The sequence below is a fragment of the Achromobacter xylosoxidans genome (assembly GCF_002192695.1).
In the GTDB taxonomy this organism is placed as follows: domain Bacteria; phylum Pseudomonadota; class Gammaproteobacteria; order Burkholderiales; family Burkholderiaceae_B; genus Achromobacter; species Achromobacter xylosoxidans_C.
This window is the reverse complement of record NZ_MTLG01000084.1, coordinates 94,082-110,676: the sequence shown is the minus strand read 5'-3', so window position 1 is coordinate 110,676 and position 16,595 is coordinate 94,082. Positions and strand designations below refer to the sequence as shown.

Genomic DNA, 16,595 nt, shown 5'->3' with positions numbered 1-16,595 from the left:
ACATGGCCAAGAAGAAATCCAGGGCGGTCCTGCCGCCCGGCCCCGTGATGGTCGATGTGGCGGGACACACGCTGACGAAGGCGGAGAAGAAGCGCCTGCGCCACCCGCTGGTGGGCGGGGTGATCCTGTTCGCGCGCAATTTCGAAAGCCGCAAGCAACTGACGGAACTGACGCGCCAGATCCACAAGGCCCGCAAGGAACCGCTCTTGATCCTGGTGGACCATGAGGGCGGCCGCGTGCAGCGCTTCCGCGAAGACGGCTTCACGGCGCTGCCCGCCATGCGCGACCTGGGCGCGTTGTGGGACCGCGATCCCCTGCAAGCCATGCGCCTGGCGACCGAGGCCGGCTACGTGCTGGCCGCCGAGCTGCGCGCCTGCGGCGTGGACATGAGCTTCACCCCCGTACTGGACCTGGACTACGGCGTCAGCAAGGTGATCGGCACCCGCGCCTTCCACCAGGACCCGCGCGTGGTCGCGATGCTGTCGCGCGCGCTGATCCAGGGGCTGCAGCTGGCGGGCATGTCGGCTTGCGGCAAGCACTTCCCCGGCCATGGTTTCGTGGAAGCGGATTCGCACCACGAGATCCCGGTGGACCCGCGTCCGCTGGACAAGATCCTGAAGGACGACGCCGCCCCGTACGCCTGGCTGGGCGACGCGGTGCTGCCGTCGGTGATGCCCGCGCATGTGATCTATCCCAAGGTCGACAAGCACCCGGCCGGATTTTCCAAGCGCTGGGTGCAGGACATCCTGCGCACCCGCCTGGGCTACGATGGAGTGGTGTTCTCGGACGACCTGACCATGGAAGGCGCCTCGGTCGCGGGCGACATCCTGGACCGCGCCAACGCCGCGCTGGGCGCCGGCTGCGACATGGTGCTGGTGTGCAACCGGCCGGACCTGGCGGACGAATTGCTCGAACGCCTGAAGTTCGAACACGCGCCCGAGTCCGTGGCCCGCATCCGCCGCCTGATGCCGCGCTTTGACGCGCCGGACTGGGATACCTTGCAGGCTGAAAGCCGTTACCAGAATGCCCGACGACTTCAATCTCAAATCGTTCCTGGCTGACCTGCCGCATCTGCCGGGCGTGTACCGGCACCTGGATGCGGCCGGCGAGGTCATGTATGTCGGCAAGGCGCGCGACCTGAAGAAGCGCGTCTCGTCGTATTTCCAGAAGAATTTGGCCAGCCCCCGCATCGCCCAGATGGTGGCGAAGGTGGCGCGGCTGGAGGTGACGGTGACGCGCTCCGAAGCGGAAGCGCTGATCCTCGAAAACAACCTCATCAAGACGCTGAAGCCGCGCTACAACATCCTGTTCCGCGACGACAAGTCTTATCCCTACCTGCTGATCACCGGCCATGACTGGCCGCGCATCGCCTATTACCGCGGCGCGACCAACAAGCGCGGCCAGTACTTCGGGCCGTTCCCCAACGCCTGGGCCGTGCGCGAAACCATCCAGATCCTGCAGAAGGTGTTCCGCCTGCGCACCTGCGAGGACTCGGTCTTCGCCAACCGTTCGCGGCCCTGTCTGCTGCATCAGATCGGGCGCTGTTCGGCGCCCTGTGTCGGCGCGATCGAAGCCGCCGACTACGAGCGCGACGTGCAGCGCGCCGTGCGCTTCCTGAACGGGGAAGCCAAGGACGTGATGGGCGAAATCGAAAGCCGGATGCAGCAGGCCGCCAGTGAACTGCGCTTCGAGGAAGCGGCGGCGCTGCGCGACCAGATGGGGTCGCTGGCGCGCGTGCTGCACCAGCAGACCATGGAGAACGTCAGCGGCGAGGACACCGACATCATCGCGGTGGCGATCGCGGGCGGCAAGGTCTGCGTCAATCTGGCGATGGTGCGGGGCGGCCGCCATCTGGGCGACAAGCCGTTCTTTCCCTCGCATGCCGAAGGCGAGGCCGCGCCGCAGGTGCTGGAAGCCTTCGTGGCCCAGCACTACACCGACAACGCCATGCCGCCGGTGCTGGTCTGTTCGCACGCCTTGCCGGATCCGGACCTGATCGGCCTGCTGGTCGAGCAGGCGGGCGGACGCCCGTCGCGCGTATTGACGCGCCCGCAAGGCGCGCGCCGCGCCTGGTTGGAACAGGCGGGCAAGAATGCCGAGATGGCCCTGGCCCGCGCCCTGACCGAGTCCGGCGCCCGCGCCGCGCGTACGCTGGCGCTGGCCGAAGCGTTGGACCTGGATACCGACGAAGCCGCGCTGGATGCGCTGCGCATCGAATGCTTCGACATCAGCCATACGGCAGGCGAAGCGACCCAGGCGTCCTGCGTGGTCTTCGAGCACCACGACATGCAGCCTTCGCTGTACCGCCGCTACAACATCGGCGGCATCACGCCGGGGGACGATTATGCTGCTATGCGCCAGGTGCTGAGCCGCCGCTTCGCCAAGGTCGCCGACGGCGAGGCGCCCATGCCCGGCCTGGTGCTGATCGACGGCGGCAAGGGCCAGGTGGAAGTCGCCCGCCAGGTGTTCGTGGAACTGGGCCTGGATGTGCAGACGCTGGTGGGCGTGGCCAAGGGGGAAGGGCGCAAGGTCGGCCTGGAAACCCTGGTGTTCGCGGATGCGCGTCCGCCGGTGGCGCTGGGCGGCGAATCCGCCGCGCTGATGCTGATCGCGCAGGTGCGCGACGAGGCCCACCGTTTCGCCATCACCGGCATGCGCGCCCGCCGCGCCAAGGCGCGCAACGTGTCGCGCCTGGAAGAAATCGAAGGCATCGGCGCCCGCCGCCGCCAGCGCCTGCTGGCCCGCTTCGGCGGCTTCTCCGGCGTGGCCTCGGCCAGCATCGAAGACCTGGCCTCGGTCGACGGCATCTCCCAGGACCTGGCGATCCGCATCTATGAAGCCTTGCGGTAACGCCGCCATGCGTAAATGCCGGCTGTTACACACCCTCTGCTCGGTTGCGGACGCAGCAACCGGCGTAGCGCCAGCCTGGCCGCGCGGATCCGGCTCCGCCGGTCCGCAGCGGCGCCCCCCCGGGGGGGAAGCGCCTCCGGCGCTTCGGGGGGGGACCCCATCTTGCTGTTAGCATACGGACACTATGCCAATTAATGTACCCATTATCCTGACATGGCTGCGCATCGCCATGATTCCGCTGGTGGTCGGGCTGTTCTACCTGCCCGAAAGCTGGATGTCGGTCCCTGTTCGCGACACCTTCGCCGCCTGGGCTTTCATTATTGCGGCTCTGACCGACTGGTTCGACGGCTGGCTGGCCCGCCGCTGGAACCAGACCTCGGCGTTCGGCGCCTTCCTGGATCCGGTCGCGGACAAGCTGATGGTCTGCGCCGCCCTGATCGTCCTGCTGGACCTCAGCCGCGTCGACGCCTTCATCTCCCTGATCATCATCGGCCGTGAGATCACGATTTCCGCGCTGCGCGAATGGATGGCCAAGATCGGCGCCAGCGCCAGCGTGGCGGTGCACCGGCTGGGCAAGTTCAAGACGGCCGCGCAGATGGTGGCGATTCCGTGCCTGCTGTACAACCAGCCGATCTACGGCGTCAGCGCCCGCCTGCTGGGTGACGTGCTGATCATCGTGGCGGCGGTGCTGACGGTGTGGTCGATGCTGTATTACCTGCAGCGCGCCTGGCCCGCCATCCGCGAAAAGGCCCTGTAGTTCCAGTCCGTATATAGTCGTTGACAGAACGGCGGCCCGGCTCGCGCAAGGCGGCCGCCGTTACAAACCAAGAGCGATCCGCCGGCGCGTCCGGTACGGCGCCTCAGAGTCCAACGCCCGGGGCACCCGGACGTTGCCGGAGACAACCCGCGCGCCGCCGCATCCGGCGCCGCGCCACCTGCCGCTGACCGCGGCCGCCTGCAATGAACACCGCTGCGAATACCCTGGCCCTGGACGCCGCCGCCCGCCGGCGCGACTGGAAGATCATCCTGCTGATCGGGGTGGCCCACGCTTCTTCCCACTTCTTCCAACTGGTCCTGCCCTCGCTCTATGTCTCGCTGGGCAACGAGTTCGGCCTGGACTTCGCTCGCCTGGGGCTGCTGGTGTCCACGTTCTACGTGGTGTCCGGCATCGGCCAGGCGTCCTCGGGCTTCGTGGTGGACCGGATCGGCGCGCGGCCGGTGCTGTGGTTCGGCCTGACGTGCTTCGTGCTGTCCGGCGTGCTGATCGGGTCGGCCAACGGCTACGCCATGCTGGTGGCGGCGGCAGTGGTGGGCGGCATCGGCAATTCCGTTTTCCACCCGGCCGACTATTCCATCATCAACCATCGCATTTCCGCGCCGCGCCTGGGGCATGCTTTCTCCACGCACGGGCTGACGGGCAACCTGGGCTGGGCGCTGACGCCCGTGTTCATGACCAGCATCACGCTGCTGGCGGACTGGCGCGTGGCGGCCTATAGCGCGGCCGGACTGGTGGCGCTGGTCCTGCTGCTGACGGTGCTGGGCCGCGACCTGCTGGGCGGTCCGTCGCCGCTGGAGGGCCATGCGGACGCGGAAGCCGGCAAGCTGGCCGCCAAACCTGCGGCAAAGCCGCAGGAAAGCGTGCTGACCACGCTGTCCACGCTCCTGTCCAAGCCGGCGCTGTGGGGCGCGTTCCTGTTTTTCGCCTGCACCTCCATCGCGCTGTCGTCGGTGCAGAACTACACCATTCCCTTGCTGGGCCAGCTGTATGACCTGTCCAAGGTCGCCGCCAGCTCGGCGCTGTCCGGCTACATGGTGGCTTCGGCCGCGGGCATGGCCGCGGGCGGTTTCCTGGTGTCGGCCAATCCGCGCACCGAACGCACCGTGATGGTGGCGCTGATCCTGGCGGGCCTGACGCTGGTGGTGCTGGCGCTGGGCCTGGTGCCGGCCGCGCTGGCCGCGCCGGTGGTGGCGCTGGCGGGCTTCTGCTCCGGCGTCGCGGCGCCGTCGCGTGACATGCTGATCCGCCGCGTCACGCCCAAGGGTTCCACCGGCTCGGTTTACGGGTTGGTGTACTCCGGCATGGACGTGGGCTCGGCCCTGGGGCCGCTGGCCTTCGGCCTGCTGCTGGACGCCGGGCTGCGGCAGGGCCCCTGGGTGGGCGCGGGCGTGGCATTCGCCGCCGCCGCCTTCCTGGCGCAATGGATTGCGGTGCAGGCGCGGCGCGCGGAACCCGCGGCCGCGGCTTCGGCCGCAGTGCGCTCCTGAACCGGCCGGGGCTTCGCGCCCCGGCGGTTTGACCCTACGCAAGGTTGATGCGGCGTCTCTCTGATGTAATGACCTCGTCAGTGAAGTGGTCATTACTCAGGAGAAGCAAATGAGAAGGGCAAGCGCGTTGCTGGCGGCGGGAGTCGCCTTGGGCGGTTGGATAGGTCTGGCTCATGCGGCCTCGCAGGAACCGATACAGCCGGTGGAGCCGGCGGTCATCAAGGAGCCGGCCAAGGTCGAGCTGGGCAAGAAGCTTTTCTTCGACCCGCGCCTGTCCCGTTCCGGTGCGATTTCCTGTAATTCCTGCCACAACCTGGGCATGGGCGGCGCGGACAATCTCAAGGCCTCGATCGGCCACAAGTGGCAACAGGGCTCGATCAACTCGCCGACGGTGCTCAATTCCAGCCTGAACATCGCCCAGTTCTGGGACGGCCGCGCCAAGGACCTGCGCGAGCAGGCGGGCGGCCCCATCGCCAATCCCATGGAGATGGCGTCCAGCCACGAACTGGCGGTGCAGGTGCTGAATTCGATTCCCGGCTACCGGGCGGAATTCAAGCAGGTCTTCGGCAAGGAAGACATCAGCATCGACGAGGTCACCGGCGCCCTGGCCGCGTTCGAGGAAACGCTGGTGACGCCCAATTCGCGCTTCGACCAGTGGCTGCGCGGCGACCAGAAGGCGCTGACCGTGCGCGAGCTGGCGGGTTATGAGCTCTTCAAGAACAGCGGCTGCGTGGCCTGCCACAACGGCGTGGCGGTGGGCGGCAATTCGTTCCAGAAGATGGGCTTGGTCACGCCCTACGTCACCGAGAACAAGGCCGAAGGTCGCGCCGCGGTGACGGGCAAGGACGCCGACCGCTTCAACTTCAAGGTGCCGACGCTGCGCAACGTGGCGCTGACCTATCCATACTTCCATGATGGCGAGGCGGCCACGCTGACGCAGGCGGTGGATGTGATGGGCCGGTTGCAGCTGGGCCGGACCTTCACGCCCGACGAGAACGCGCAGATCGTGGCGTTCCTGAAGACTCTGACGGGCGACCAGCCTGCGATCCAGTACCCGCTGCTGCCGCCGTCGGCGGACGATACGCCGCGGCCCGAGCCCTTCGTGAAATAGGGCGGTACGGGCGGCCTACTGGCGGACGGTACGCACGTCCGCCGGCGGCCCGGCTTCGAAGTTGCTGCGCCAGGGGTTGATGTCCAGCCCGCCGCGGCGCGTATAGCGCGCGTAGACCGTCAGTTGCTCTGGCCGGCAGGCCTGCATGATGTCGCTGAAGATGCGTTCGACGCAATGCTCGTGGAATTCCGCGTGCTGGCGGAACGAGACCACGTAGCGCAGCAGCGATTCGCGGTCGATGGGCGCGCCGCGGTAGCGGATCTGCACGCTGGCCCAGTCGGGCTGGCCCGTCACGGGGCAGTTCGATTTCAACAGGCGCGAAGCCAGCGTTTCCTCGACCACGTCGCCCGCGCGGGTGCGCAGCACTTCGGGCGCGGGTTCGTAGGTGTCGATCTCGATGTCCAGCTTGTCTATATAGATGCCGTCCATCTCGCCCATCTGCAATTCGGAGAAGCGTTGCGGCAGGAAGAAATCCAGCCCCACCGGCGCGCCGGCCGTGGCGCTCAGGTCGCGCTCCAGGCGGCCGCGCAGGGCGGCGGAATTGACCAGGCGGGTCTGGTTGAAGGAGTTCAGGTATAGCTTGAAGGACTTGGATTCGATGATGTTGGGGCTGTCGGCCGGCACCGAGAAGGTGGCCATGGCCACGCGCGGCTTGCCCTTGGCGTCCAGCCAGGACAGCTCATAGGCATTCCACAGGTCCACGCCGGTGAAGGGCAGCTTGCCGGCTTCCAGGTTCAGCGCCGCGCGGTTGTGCGAACGCGCGATGGGGAAGAGCAGCGAGGGGTCGTATTGCGAGGCATAGGCCACGCTCTGGCCCAGCGGGCCGTGGGACAGCGTCATAGCGGAGTCATTGGAAACTTGAAGAATGAACGCATTGTAGGCGGTCATGAAAAGGCCCAATTTTCCATATCGTGAAATGTAACCTTCGTCATGTGAAAGCCGCTGCTGCGCAGCAGCGGGAGCCCATTTCACAGATGATAATTGCGTTTCACAATACGAAATTAAATTTATAAATCATTGATTTATAAGAACAACATTTTTCGTCTTGTATAAGACATCAGTCCACATTGCTCCGCAGCAGAGGCATAGACTTTGTCCAACGATTCACGCAACGCAGGACGCGAATCTTTTGCAGTCTTCCCCATCACTGACCAGGAGCATCAACATGAGCAACCGCGAAACCGAAATCCGCAATCTGCAGAAGGACTGGGCCGAAAACGCCCGTTGGCAAGGCATCAAGCGCGACTACAGCGCCGAAGACGTCATCCGCCTGCGCGGCTCCATCGGCGTGGAACACACGCTGGCGCGCCGCGGCGCCACCCGCCTGTGGGAACTGCTGCATAGCGAGCCTTTCGTGAATTCGCTGGGCGCCCTGACCGGCAACCAGGCCATGCAGCAGGTCAAGGCCGGCCTGAAGGCCATCTACCTGTCGGGCTGGCAGGTCGCCGGCGACGCCAACCTGGCCGGCGAGATGTATCCCGACCAGTCGCTGTACCCCGCCAACTCGGTGCCGCAAGTGGTCCGCCGCATCAACAACTCGCTGACCCGCTGCGACCAGATCCAGTGGATGGAAGGCAAGAACCCGGGCGACGAAGGCTACATCGATTTCTTCGCCCCCATCGTGGCGGACGCCGAGGCCGGCTTCGGCGGCGTGCTGAACGCGTTCGAACTGATGAAGGCCATGATCGAGGCGGGCGCTTCGGGCGTGCACTTCGAGGATCAGCTGGCTTCGGTCAAGAAGTGCGGCCACATGGGCGGCAAGGTGCTGGTCCCGACCCGCGAAGCCGTCGCCAAGCTGGTGTCGGCCCGTCTGGCCGCCGACACGATGGGCACGCCCACCGTGCTGCTGGCCCGCACCGATGCCGACGCGGCCGACCTGGTCACCAGCGACGTCGACGAGAACGACCGTCCCTTCATCACTGGCGAGCGCACCGTCGAAGGTTTCTTCCGCACCAAGGCCGGCATCGACCAGGCCATCTCGCGCGGCCTGGCGTATGCGCCCTACGCCGACCTGATCTGGTGCGAAACGTCCACGCCCAACCTGGAATACGCCCGCAAGTTCGCCGAGGCCATCCATCGCCAGTTCCCGGGCAAGCTGCTGGCTTACAACTGCTCGCCCTCTTTCAACTGGAAGAAGAACCTGGACGACGGCACCATCGCCAAGTTCCAGCGCGAACTGGGCGCCATGGGCTACAAGTTCCAGTTCATCACGCTGGCCGGCTTCCACGCGCTGAACTATGGCATGTTCGAGCTGGCCCACGGCTACGCCCGCCGCCAGATGAGCGCCTTCGTCGAACTGCAGCAGAAGGAGTTCGCCGCCGCTGAAATCGGCTTCACCGCCGTGAAGCACCAGCGCGAAGTCGGCACCGGCTACTTCGACGCCGTGACGCAGACCATCGAAGGCGGCCAGTCCTCGACCACCGCGCTGACCGGTTCGACCGAAGAAGCCCAGTTCGAGCACGGCAAGGAACAGAAGGTCGCGTAAGCATCGCAGGAGAGTTATGCAGTTGTAGTTGCTGTTGTAGGGTGGATTTGGGTGCCTTCGGGCACCCTTTTTTTTGGTGAGCGACCCGCGCCTCGGCCTCGCCCTGGTGTTTTTTGCAGTTGAGGTATTGGAGTACGACACGTAGTTTTGAAGGTTTGGCCGATCCATACGGCAATGTCGCTCACCGGCCAGGTCCATCCAGTGTCAACATGTCTCACGAAATTCCATCCACGCTGGTTTTGCCCGTGGTCGCAGTTTTCGACTTTGACGGAACGCTGACCTACCGGGACACGCTGATTCCGTTTCTGGCGCGCGTGTCCTTGTCCAAGCTGCTGCTCGGCCTGGTCATCGTGTCGCCGGTCCTGGCGCTGCTCTTGTGCTGCAAGGCGGGCAATGAGCAAGGTATTGCCCTTAGGGAAAGCGCGAAGCAGCGCCTGTGCCGCATTGTGTTGCGCGGCCGAAGGCTGGTGGACTTGAAGGGGTTGGCAGCCCGTTGGGTTCCAGGTATTGCACTGCGGCCTGACACGCTCGCACGTCTACGCGCACATCAACAGAAGGGGCACCGGGTGGCGATCGTCAGCGCTTCCCCTGATCTCTATCTCGAGGAAGTGGCCCGGCGCCTGGGGGTTGCACTTATCTGCACCAGCCTGGAAACAGGCGGCGGTCGCTTGACCGGACGTTTCAGCACGGCGAATTGTTGGGGACCCGAAAAAGTGGCGCGCCTGGAATCGAGCTTTGGGCCTGTCGGTAGCTACGAGTTGCACGCTTATGGAGACAGTGGCGGCGATGCCTGGTTGCTGCAGGCCGCGGATTGCGCCTGGCTCAACGGCAAGAAGGTTGTCCGATGATGCCGATGCTGAACCTGCTGCGGCCGCATCAGTGGCTCAAGAACGGATTTGTGCTGCTAGGGCTGCTGTTCGGACATGGCTGGAGCAATCTTGAACTGATGGCGGCGGTGGGGGTCGGATTCGTGGCCTTTTGCATGGCATCCAGCGCCGTCTATGTGCTCAACGACTACCACGACCGGGAAGCCGACGCGCGCCACCCCAGGAAGAAGACACGCCCAATAGCGAGCAGGCGAGTAAGCCTGCGCACCGCCCGCATGCTTCTGGCCATATTGGCCGCAGGGGCGGCGCTGCTGCCTGCCGGGTTGGGCCTATGGGCTGTAACGACGGCGGTGGTCGCGTATCTCGCGCTCAATACGGCTTACACCTTGAAGCTCAAGCATGTGGTCCTGGTGGACGTGTTCTGCATCGTGGCTGGATTCATGATCCGTCTGGTCTGCGGAACGTATGCCGTGGGGATCACGCCATCGCGCTGGATGCTGTTTTGCTCGTTCATGCTCGCCTTGTTCCTGGGGTTCGCGAAGCGCCGCGCGGAGTTCGGGCCAGCATGGTCCGAAGGCATAGCCCTGCAGGAATCTACGCGTCTGGTGCTGCGGTACTACACACCCCAACTGCTCGATGTGCTCATCGCCATTACCGTGAGCATGACGATACTGACCTACGGGCTCTATACCTTGGACCCTGCGACGGCCGCCATGCATGGCACCGAAAACCTGATCATTACATTGCCCGTCGTCACCTTCGGTGTTTTCCGATACTTGTACCTGATCTATAGGCATGGCGCCGGCGAAGATACAGGCCGGGAACTGTTGTCCGATCCACAGATCCGTCTGGCGGTAACCGCCTGGGCTTTCGCGGCATTCCTCCTCGTCAGATGACCATGGCATACCTACACATCTTCCTGGCCAGCGCTTGCAGCGCCGCCGCGAGCATTGCCTTGAAGGTCGCGGGAACTTCCAGAGGCATGCCCTTGTTCGGGGTACATGGCGGCGCGGCATATGTGCTGGCTATTGCCACTTACGGCGCGGGATTCGGTTTTTACGCACTGTCGCTGCGACGGTTGGACCTCGCCCTGGCGTATCCGTTGATGGTTGCCGTCACCATACTTGCAATCTTTGCCTATGGCGCATTCTCGGGCGCCGAGGAACTCGGCGCGTATCGCCTGGCGGGCGCCGTGCTCATTGCCTTCGGCATCTTCCTTCTGTCCCAATAAAACCCGACCCGATGATGACGCGACTCTTTGCCAGCCGTTTCTACAGCGGTTTTCTGCTGCTGGTCTTTTTCCTGATGGTGGCCGCGGCCTCGTTCAACGGCTTCTACACGAAGTGGCGCCTGAACGACGGCCATCCCTCGCTAGGGTTGTCGTACATGGTTGAAGGGACTGCCGCTCGCCCCTACGTCTATCGACAGCTGCTTCCCGCCATTGCCAACCAGGTCCAGGCCTTGCTCCCGCCAGCGAGCGTGGAGCGGATTTCCAGGAGCCTGTCCGACCCGCGGAAGGTGAACAGCCGCTCCAGCTTGGCGATGAGGTTTCCCGATTCAGACGCTCTGAAGCCGGCCGTGGCCTTGCGCTATTACATCGTCTATTACCTGACGTTTTGCGCCTTGGTGGCCAGCCTTTACGTCATGCGCGGACTCTGCCTGCGCGGCGGCGCGACGGATCCGGTCGCGATCGCCGCGCCAGCGGTCACGGCTCTGCTCTTGCCGTTCATGCTTACCGAGGGCGGCTACTTTTACGACTTCACCGAGCTCCTCTTCCTCATGAGCGCCGTGACGCTGGCGTTGGGCACGGCGTCGCTGCGTTCCTGGCGGGTAGTGCTGCTGCTGGCGTTGGCGGGAGTGGCGACCTGGAACAAGGAGGCGTTCCTCTGGTTTACGCCAGCACTCTATCCGCTCTTGCGCAGGCATTTGGACCTCATGCGCGCGGCCGGCGTGGTTTCGGGGTTGGTGCTGGTTGGCGGCTGCGTCTATCTGGCGATGCGCCTGCGCTACGCTGGAAATTCTGGCTCGACAGTGGATTTCCAGCTATGGCAAAACCTGGTGTTCTACGCCGATCCGGGCAACTTGTTGCGCACAGAGAACACATACGGCATCTTGTTGCCGCGCGGCTTCAGCCTCGTATTCGTCCTCGTTTTCGCCGGCCTGTGGGCCAATGCGTGGCGCAGCCTGCCTCCTGCCTTGCGCAACCATGGCGCGGCAGCCGCGGCGATCAATCTGCCCCTGTTCCTCCTGTTCTGCTCCCCGGGCGAAATGCGCAATCTCAGCATGCTGTATCCCACGCTGACCTTGCTGATCGCCTGCTCGCTGTCGGCTTGGCCAGGCATGGCTGCCCACTCTGGCCAGCCCCGATAGTGAGGTCCGTCACACGGTGCGCCAGGCGTACCGTCAGAGCCCGAAGAACGCCGAGTACACCAGCCTTTCCTCCACCACCCGGCGCTGCTGCATGGCGCCGGCGCGCCGTTCGGGCACCGAGTTGTCGGTGTAGTAGCGCTCGTACTCGCGCACCGCGATGCGCGCGGGCTTGCCGCCGCTGTCGGGGAGCGCGGCGCTGGCGGACCAGATGACGGGGTCCAGCAGCTCGCCCAACAGGGGGCCTTCCAGCACGGGCGGAAAACGCACCACCGGGCCGACCACCACGTTGCCCAGGCGCGCGAGGTCGGCGAGCGTCGCGGGCGTGGCGGTTTCCAGGATGGGCAGTTCGCGCATGCGGTCCATGAGGATGGGGCCTGGGCTCGGGCCGGACGGCTGGGGCGGCGGTCCCGCCGGGTCCAGCAGGCCCGATGCCAGCACCTTGGCATCGCTCCAGGCCAGGTCGCTGTCCAGCGCCGGGTCGCGCGTCTGCAGCACCAGCTCCACGCGGTTGCGGCCGCTTTCGGCGGTCTGTCCTATGCCGGGGATGAAGGAGATGTTCAGGTACTCGGAGTCCAGCGGAAACTTCATGGGCCCATGCTTGGGCACCACGCCGCGCAGGCTGAACGCCAGCCGGCCGCGTTTGATCTCGAACACCGCGCGGCGGCGCGGCAGCACCTGGGAGAACTCGGCCTGCACCACCCGCGACAGCTTGGCCGAACTGATGGCGTTGGGCTGATAGCGCGCCAGCGCCAGGCGCACGAAGGGCATGTAGGTCCGGCCGGGATCGAGTTCGATGTCGCAGTACCAGCGCGCGCGTTCCTCGCTCCAGCGCACGCGGTGTCCGACCACGTGGACCAACTGGGCCGGGATTTCCTGCAGATAGACCTGCTCGTCGGTGACGCGCGCGGAGAAGTCCGACACGCGCGCCTTGTGCTTGGGCGGGGGCGTCTCCCACAGCGGATCCATGCCCCATTGCGTCACCAGCGGCGTCAGCGGGTTGCCGATGTCGGTGAAGTTCTGGCCGTCGCCCGCGATCACCACGCCCAGCAGCTCGCCGTCGCCGGAAGAGAACCAGGGGCGTTCCAGCCAGACCCGCAGGCCGTTGCCCAGCCGCGTGACGTCCAGCTTGCCGGCGCCGGCGGTTTCCTGCCAGCGGAAGGTCGGCACGACATACGTGAGGACGGGGGCGTCCGGCGGCGCGCTGGCGCGCACCACGGTGTTCTGCGCGGTGCCGTCGCGCCTGAGCACCGGCGCGCCCGGGTCATCGTCCGCGCCCACCTCCACCAGCGGGCCGTCGGCGATGGGCCCCAGCCGCGTGACCTTGTCCGCCTGCGCGTAAAGCGAGGGCGGCAGGTATTCGCGGAACCGCGTCGCGGCGCGCAGGCGGTAGCGGATGAGCCGGAAGCGGGTGTCGCCGAATTCATGGCGGTCGCCGCGCGCGCGCAGCTTGCCGTTCGCGTTCAACTGTTCCTTCACCGCGTTGCTCAGGGTGAAGAGGTTTGCGTAGTTTTCCGACAAGGGAACCTCGGCCAGCACGCCATGGCCGGCCTGGCGTTCCGGACGCAGCTTCTGCAGGTCGTCCACCCACTCGTGCCAGTCGGCCTCGATCTCGACCTTGCCGGTGGTGGGACCGTGCAGCCGCACGCGGGCATACAGATCCGCGTGGGCATCGCCAGGCCCGCGCTGCGGTTCCTCGGCCATCAGCAGCAGGGGCTCGCATATCGGCTGCTGCGTCGCGTGCACCAGCACCAGCGGGCGGTAGGGCGTGACCATCCAACAGCCGCCCAGCACGGACGACAAGCGCAGCGTGGCGCGCTCGCCCTCGTTGTTCGCCCAGGCGGGTATGCCGAAGGTGTTGGCCAGGCCGGGATTCACGAAGCTGGAATAGCGCAGCCGGGCGATGCGGCCCTTGGGCAGGTAGAAGGTCAGGACCCGCTGGGCTTCGTCCCAGCTGGGCAGTCCGTCGTCGAGAAATTCTTCCGAGCAGGGCGGGTCGGCCAGGGTGGCGCGGTGCTCTTGCAGCACGATGCGCAGGCCCAGCGTGTCCGGCCACTTGGAGGCGTGCGCCACCAGCAGCACAAGTTCCTGCGCAGGCGTCAGGGCAATCACCGCGCTGGGTCCCAGCACCTTGGGCCCCGTGACGCCGGGCAAGGCATGGCCGGGCTGGGCGCGCAGCGCGATGCCGCCCGCGGCGGGATCCGGCAGATAGGGCGTGAGCACCTGGGCCTCGCGGTGGATGACGTACTGCCCGGCGGCCAGGCGTTCGCCGGTAGGGTGCTCGGTCGAGGGCAGTTTCGGCGGCACCTCGGTGGTGGTGGCGACCTCCTGCAGCGCCTGCGGCGTCACCAGCTCTATGTCCGTGCCCGGCCCCCTGTCGTAGAGCGTGCCCGCGTCGCGGGCAGCGATTTCATAGGCCTGCTTGATGTGGGCGGGGCTGCCCATCATGGCGTCGAACAGGCCGTGCGTTTCGCATTGCAGCTGGGACGCCTTGGGCGGCACCACGTGGCGCTGGTTGATCGCGTTGTAGGCGAAGTCCTTGGCAGCGTCCTGCAAGAGAGCCTGCTTGAAGTCGGGACTTTCGAGGTAGGCCGCCGGGTCCATGCCCGTATTGCTGCGGATCACCATGCGTTCCAGCGACTCGCCTTCGCTCAGGCGGGCGCGCTGCACCAGCGCGGGCGGATCCACCGGTTCAAAGCGCCAGTAGACGACCGGCTGGGTGGCGTTGTCGTCGCGCTCCAGCGAGGGATCGTCATGCGCCAGGCTGTTGCCAGCCAGGTCCACCAGCCGCGCGCGGAAACGGTAAGGCATGCCGAAGCGCAGGCGCGGCAGGCTGCCCTTGGCAGCCGTGAAGCTGACCGCCAGGCCATTGCCTTTTTCCGTGGCCGTGTCCTGCACGTCTTCCGGCGTCTCGCCCTGCACGTTGCTGTCCTGATCCACGCGGTCGCGCAGCGTGCATCCCGGACGCGGCGCCACCAGGCTCCAGCCGGTCCAGCGGAACAGGGACTCATGCAGGTATTGGTCGTCCGGATTCTCGCCGCCGCTGGTGGAGGCGCCTTTCACATAGCCCTCGTCAGCGGGCAATTGCAGCGGCGCGCCGCCGTCCGTGCAGCGGTAGGCGCCGGCGCGCTGGCACAGCGAGCGCCATTCCTGGAGCTCGCCAGGCACCTGCGGCTGCGCGTCCACGCGATAGCCGCGCAGGAGATCCTCGGCATAGAGCACGATGCTGCCCGGCGCGCCCGACAGGGCGGCGTTCTTCAAGGCCGCGGCGGCCGCGTTCTGCGCGACTTCCCAGGCCCGGCCGCGCCGCGCCACGCCCAGGCCGCCCGAGCGCAGCGCGGCCACGCCCTGTTTGTCGCCGGTGGTGTAGGTCACGGCGCCGTCGGCGCCCAGCGCCAGGCTCCTGGCGATCAGGTTCTGGGCGCTGAGCACGAAGTCCACGGTCTTGAGCGCGGCGCCGTCGGCGTCGACCTGATAGACGTCGAAGGGGCTGCGCGGTTCGTACAGGTTCCAGCTATCGTCTGCGCGGCGCAGTTTCAGCATGCCGCGTTCGTGATCGGCGGGGTTGCGGGGACGCGTGGTGAAGCGTTCCGCGTCGCCCGTCCAGGCGGTGGCGGGGCAGGCGTCATCGCCGGCGTCGTGCCCGTCCTCCCAGCGCAGGGTCAGGAAGAAATAGCCCTGCGCGGCGGGCGCCGCCGCCAACTGCTGCTCCAAGGCCGAGCCCGCCGGGACCAGGCAGTCGATGACCAGGCCGAGCTGGCGCAGCAGCGCCGGGTAGTCGCCGTAGGACGCGACGATGGCGTGGAAATCCATCTCCGGCTGGGCGGGCGGTGCGGGCACGTTCGCGCCGTCGGGCCGCCGGATGCTGCGCTGTTGCGCCGTGGGCGGATCGCGGCGATAGAAGCGGTTGGCCTGGAACAGGGTGTACTCGGCCTGCGAGTTCCACAGCTTCATCAGGTTCTGGTCGGGGCCGGCGAGCCCGCCATCGTTCCAGCGGGTGGGCAGGGCGCGCAGCGGAAAGCTCACTCCGGGCTGGGGATTGCCCTCGGCGTTTACGCCCGGCGCGGCGGCGCTGCCTTCATAGACGCTGTGCGGACCGTAGACCTGCGAGCGCAGCACGCGCTCGGCGCCGTCGCCGCCGTCGTCGAAGAAGCGGTCGAAGCCGGGCAGCGGCATCTCGACGCGCCGGTCGCCCAGCGAGATAAAGGTGGTGCGCGTGCCGCAGTCGCCCAGCATGTCCTTCAGGCACGGATGCGCGTCGCGCCAGGGCAGCAGCGTGGGCGGCGTGCCGGTGGCCTGCACCGCCAGCTTGCCGTAGTGCTTGCGGGCCAGGCCCAGCACGCCGGCCACCGAATACGAGAACAGGTTGACCTTGCTCATGTCGCGGAACACGAAGCCGGCGACCGGCGTGGTCTTAGGCAGCAGCCGTTCCCACAACGCCGCGTCGGCCTGCGCCTGCGGCTCCAGCTCGATCTGCGCCATGCCGGTGTTCAGCACGAAGCGCACCCGTTCCAGCGTGCGCGGCCAGTTGACCCAGTCGGCGAACGCGCGCAGCTGCTGCTCGTTCACGGCCTGCGGCGTCAGGCGCGGCGAGGCCACGATGGAGATGCGCAGCCTGCCGGCGTCGGGGCCGGCGGGCACGCGGCCGTTGGGGATCGCGGTCCAGACTATCGTTTGCTTGGCCATGGAC

The 16,595-nt window shown here is 66.5% G+C and carries 12 protein-coding genes; 10 read left to right on the top strand and 2 right to left on the bottom strand.

The features are described 5' to 3' along the window. The first annotated feature begins 2 nt into the window (after positions 1-2). From nagZ to BRO63_RS20605, 5 genes are all read left to right on the top strand, one after another. Complete coding sequence (gene nagZ, locus BRO63_RS20625; protein ID WP_088141586.1) at positions 3-1,061, top strand: beta-N-acetylhexosaminidase; 1,059 nt, start codon at positions 3-5, stop codon at positions 1,059-1,061. Then, entirely contained in the window at positions 1,024-2,850 is a 1,827-nt protein-coding gene (uvrC, locus tag BRO63_RS20620; protein WP_088141585.1) for an excinuclease ABC subunit UvrC, read from the top strand. The genes nagZ and uvrC overlap by 38 nt, the downstream gene beginning before the upstream one ends. A gap of 184 nt (positions 2,851-3,034) precedes the next feature. Then, on the top strand, positions 3,035-3,607 hold the full coding sequence (gene pgsA / locus BRO63_RS20615; RefSeq protein ID WP_013395003.1) for a CDP-diacylglycerol--glycerol-3-phosphate 3-phosphatidyltransferase: 573 nt from the start codon (positions 3,035-3,037) through the stop codon (positions 3,605-3,607). 203 nt (positions 3,608-3,810) lie between these two features. After that, on the top strand, positions 3,811-5,115 hold the full coding sequence (locus BRO63_RS20610) for an MFS transporter (RefSeq protein ID WP_088141584.1): 1,305 nt from the start codon (positions 3,811-3,813) through the stop codon (positions 5,113-5,115). A gap of 109 nt (positions 5,116-5,224) precedes the next feature. Further along, positions 5,225-6,226: a cytochrome-c peroxidase gene (locus BRO63_RS20605; RefSeq protein WP_088141583.1), complete on the top strand. Its 1,002-nt coding sequence runs from the start codon at positions 5,225-5,227 to the stop codon at positions 6,224-6,226. A gap of 15 nt (positions 6,227-6,241) precedes the next feature. On the opposite strand, the gene queF is transcribed toward BRO63_RS20605, so the two are convergent. Further along, complete coding sequence (gene queF / locus BRO63_RS20600) at positions 6,242-7,066, bottom strand: NADPH-dependent 7-cyano-7-deazaguanine reductase QueF (RefSeq protein WP_088141668.1); 825 nt, start codon at positions 7,064-7,066, stop codon at positions 6,242-6,244. Positions 7,067-7,391: 325 nt separating this feature from the next. Between queF and aceA the strand changes: the two genes are divergently transcribed. The 5 genes from aceA to BRO63_RS20575 all read left to right on the top strand — a co-directional run bounded on the left by aceA (position 7,392) and on the right by BRO63_RS20575 (position 11,908). Then, entirely contained in the window at positions 7,392-8,711 is a 1,320-nt protein-coding gene (gene aceA / locus BRO63_RS20595) for an isocitrate lyase (RefSeq protein WP_088141582.1), read from the top strand. Positions 8,712-8,920: 209 nt separating this feature from the next. After that, positions 8,921-9,559 (top strand): HAD-IB family hydrolase, encoded by a 639-nt coding sequence (locus BRO63_RS20590; protein ID WP_088141581.1) that lies wholly within the window; start codon positions 8,921-8,923, stop codon positions 9,557-9,559. Between the two features lie 5 nt (positions 9,560-9,564). After that, complete coding sequence (locus BRO63_RS20585; protein ID WP_218824105.1) at positions 9,565-10,434, top strand: decaprenyl-phosphate phosphoribosyltransferase; 870 nt, start codon at positions 9,565-9,567, stop codon at positions 10,432-10,434. Between the two features lie 2 nt (positions 10,435-10,436). Further along, complete coding sequence (locus BRO63_RS20580; protein ID WP_143219493.1) at positions 10,437-10,769, top strand: ligand-binding protein SH3; 333 nt, start codon at positions 10,437-10,439, stop codon at positions 10,767-10,769. Between the two features lie 11 nt (positions 10,770-10,780). Continuing rightward, positions 10,781-11,908 carry a hypothetical protein gene (locus tag BRO63_RS20575; protein WP_256943366.1) on the top strand — a complete coding sequence of 376 codons (1,128 nt, stop codon included), beginning with the start codon at positions 10,781-10,783 and terminating at the stop codon, positions 11,906-11,908. Between the two features lie 33 nt (positions 11,909-11,941). On the opposite strand, the gene BRO63_RS20570 is transcribed toward BRO63_RS20575, so the two are convergent. Next, positions 11,942-16,591 carry a hypothetical protein gene (locus tag BRO63_RS20570; protein WP_088141579.1) on the bottom strand — a complete coding sequence of 1,550 codons (4,650 nt, stop codon included), beginning with the start codon at positions 16,589-16,591 and terminating at the stop codon, positions 11,942-11,944. Between the last annotated feature and the right edge of the window lie 4 nt (positions 16,592-16,595).

Bases quoted from the DNA above. Each gene is read 5' to 3' on its own strand.
- BRO63_RS20610 (WP_088141584.1), top strand. From the start codon at position 3,811: ATGAACACCGCTGCGAATACCCTGGCCCTGGACGCCGCCGCCCGCCGG.
- BRO63_RS20605 (WP_088141583.1), top strand. From the start codon at position 5,225: ATGAGAAGGGCAAGCGCGTTGCTGGCGGCGGGAGTCGCCTTGGGCGGT.
- queF (WP_088141668.1), bottom strand. From the start codon at position 7,066: ATGACGCTGTCCCACGGCCCGCTGGGCCAGAGCGTGGCCTATGCCTCG.
- pgsA (WP_013395003.1), top strand. From the start codon at position 3,035: ATGCCAATTAATGTACCCATTATCCTGACATGGCTGCGCATCGCCATG.
- BRO63_RS20590 (WP_088141581.1), top strand. From the start codon at position 8,921: ATGTCTCACGAAATTCCATCCACGCTGGTTTTGCCCGTGGTCGCAGTT.
- BRO63_RS20580 (WP_143219493.1), top strand. From the start codon at position 10,437: ATGGCATACCTACACATCTTCCTGGCCAGCGCTTGCAGCGCCGCCGCG.
- BRO63_RS20585 (WP_218824105.1), top strand. From the start codon at position 9,565: ATGCTGAACCTGCTGCGGCCGCATCAGTGGCTCAAGAACGGATTTGTG.
- nagZ (WP_088141586.1), top strand. From the start codon at position 3: ATGGCCAAGAAGAAATCCAGGGCGGTCCTGCCGCCCGGCCCCGTGATG.
- aceA (WP_088141582.1), top strand. From the start codon at position 7,392: ATGAGCAACCGCGAAACCGAAATCCGCAATCTGCAGAAGGACTGGGCC.
- BRO63_RS20575 (WP_256943366.1), top strand. From the start codon at position 10,781: ATGATGACGCGACTCTTTGCCAGCCGTTTCTACAGCGGTTTTCTGCTG.
- uvrC (WP_088141585.1), top strand. From the start codon at position 1,024: ATGCCCGACGACTTCAATCTCAAATCGTTCCTGGCTGACCTGCCGCAT.
- BRO63_RS20570 (WP_088141579.1), bottom strand. From the start codon at position 16,591: ATGGCCAAGCAAACGATAGTCTGGACCGCGATCCCCAACGGCCGCGTG.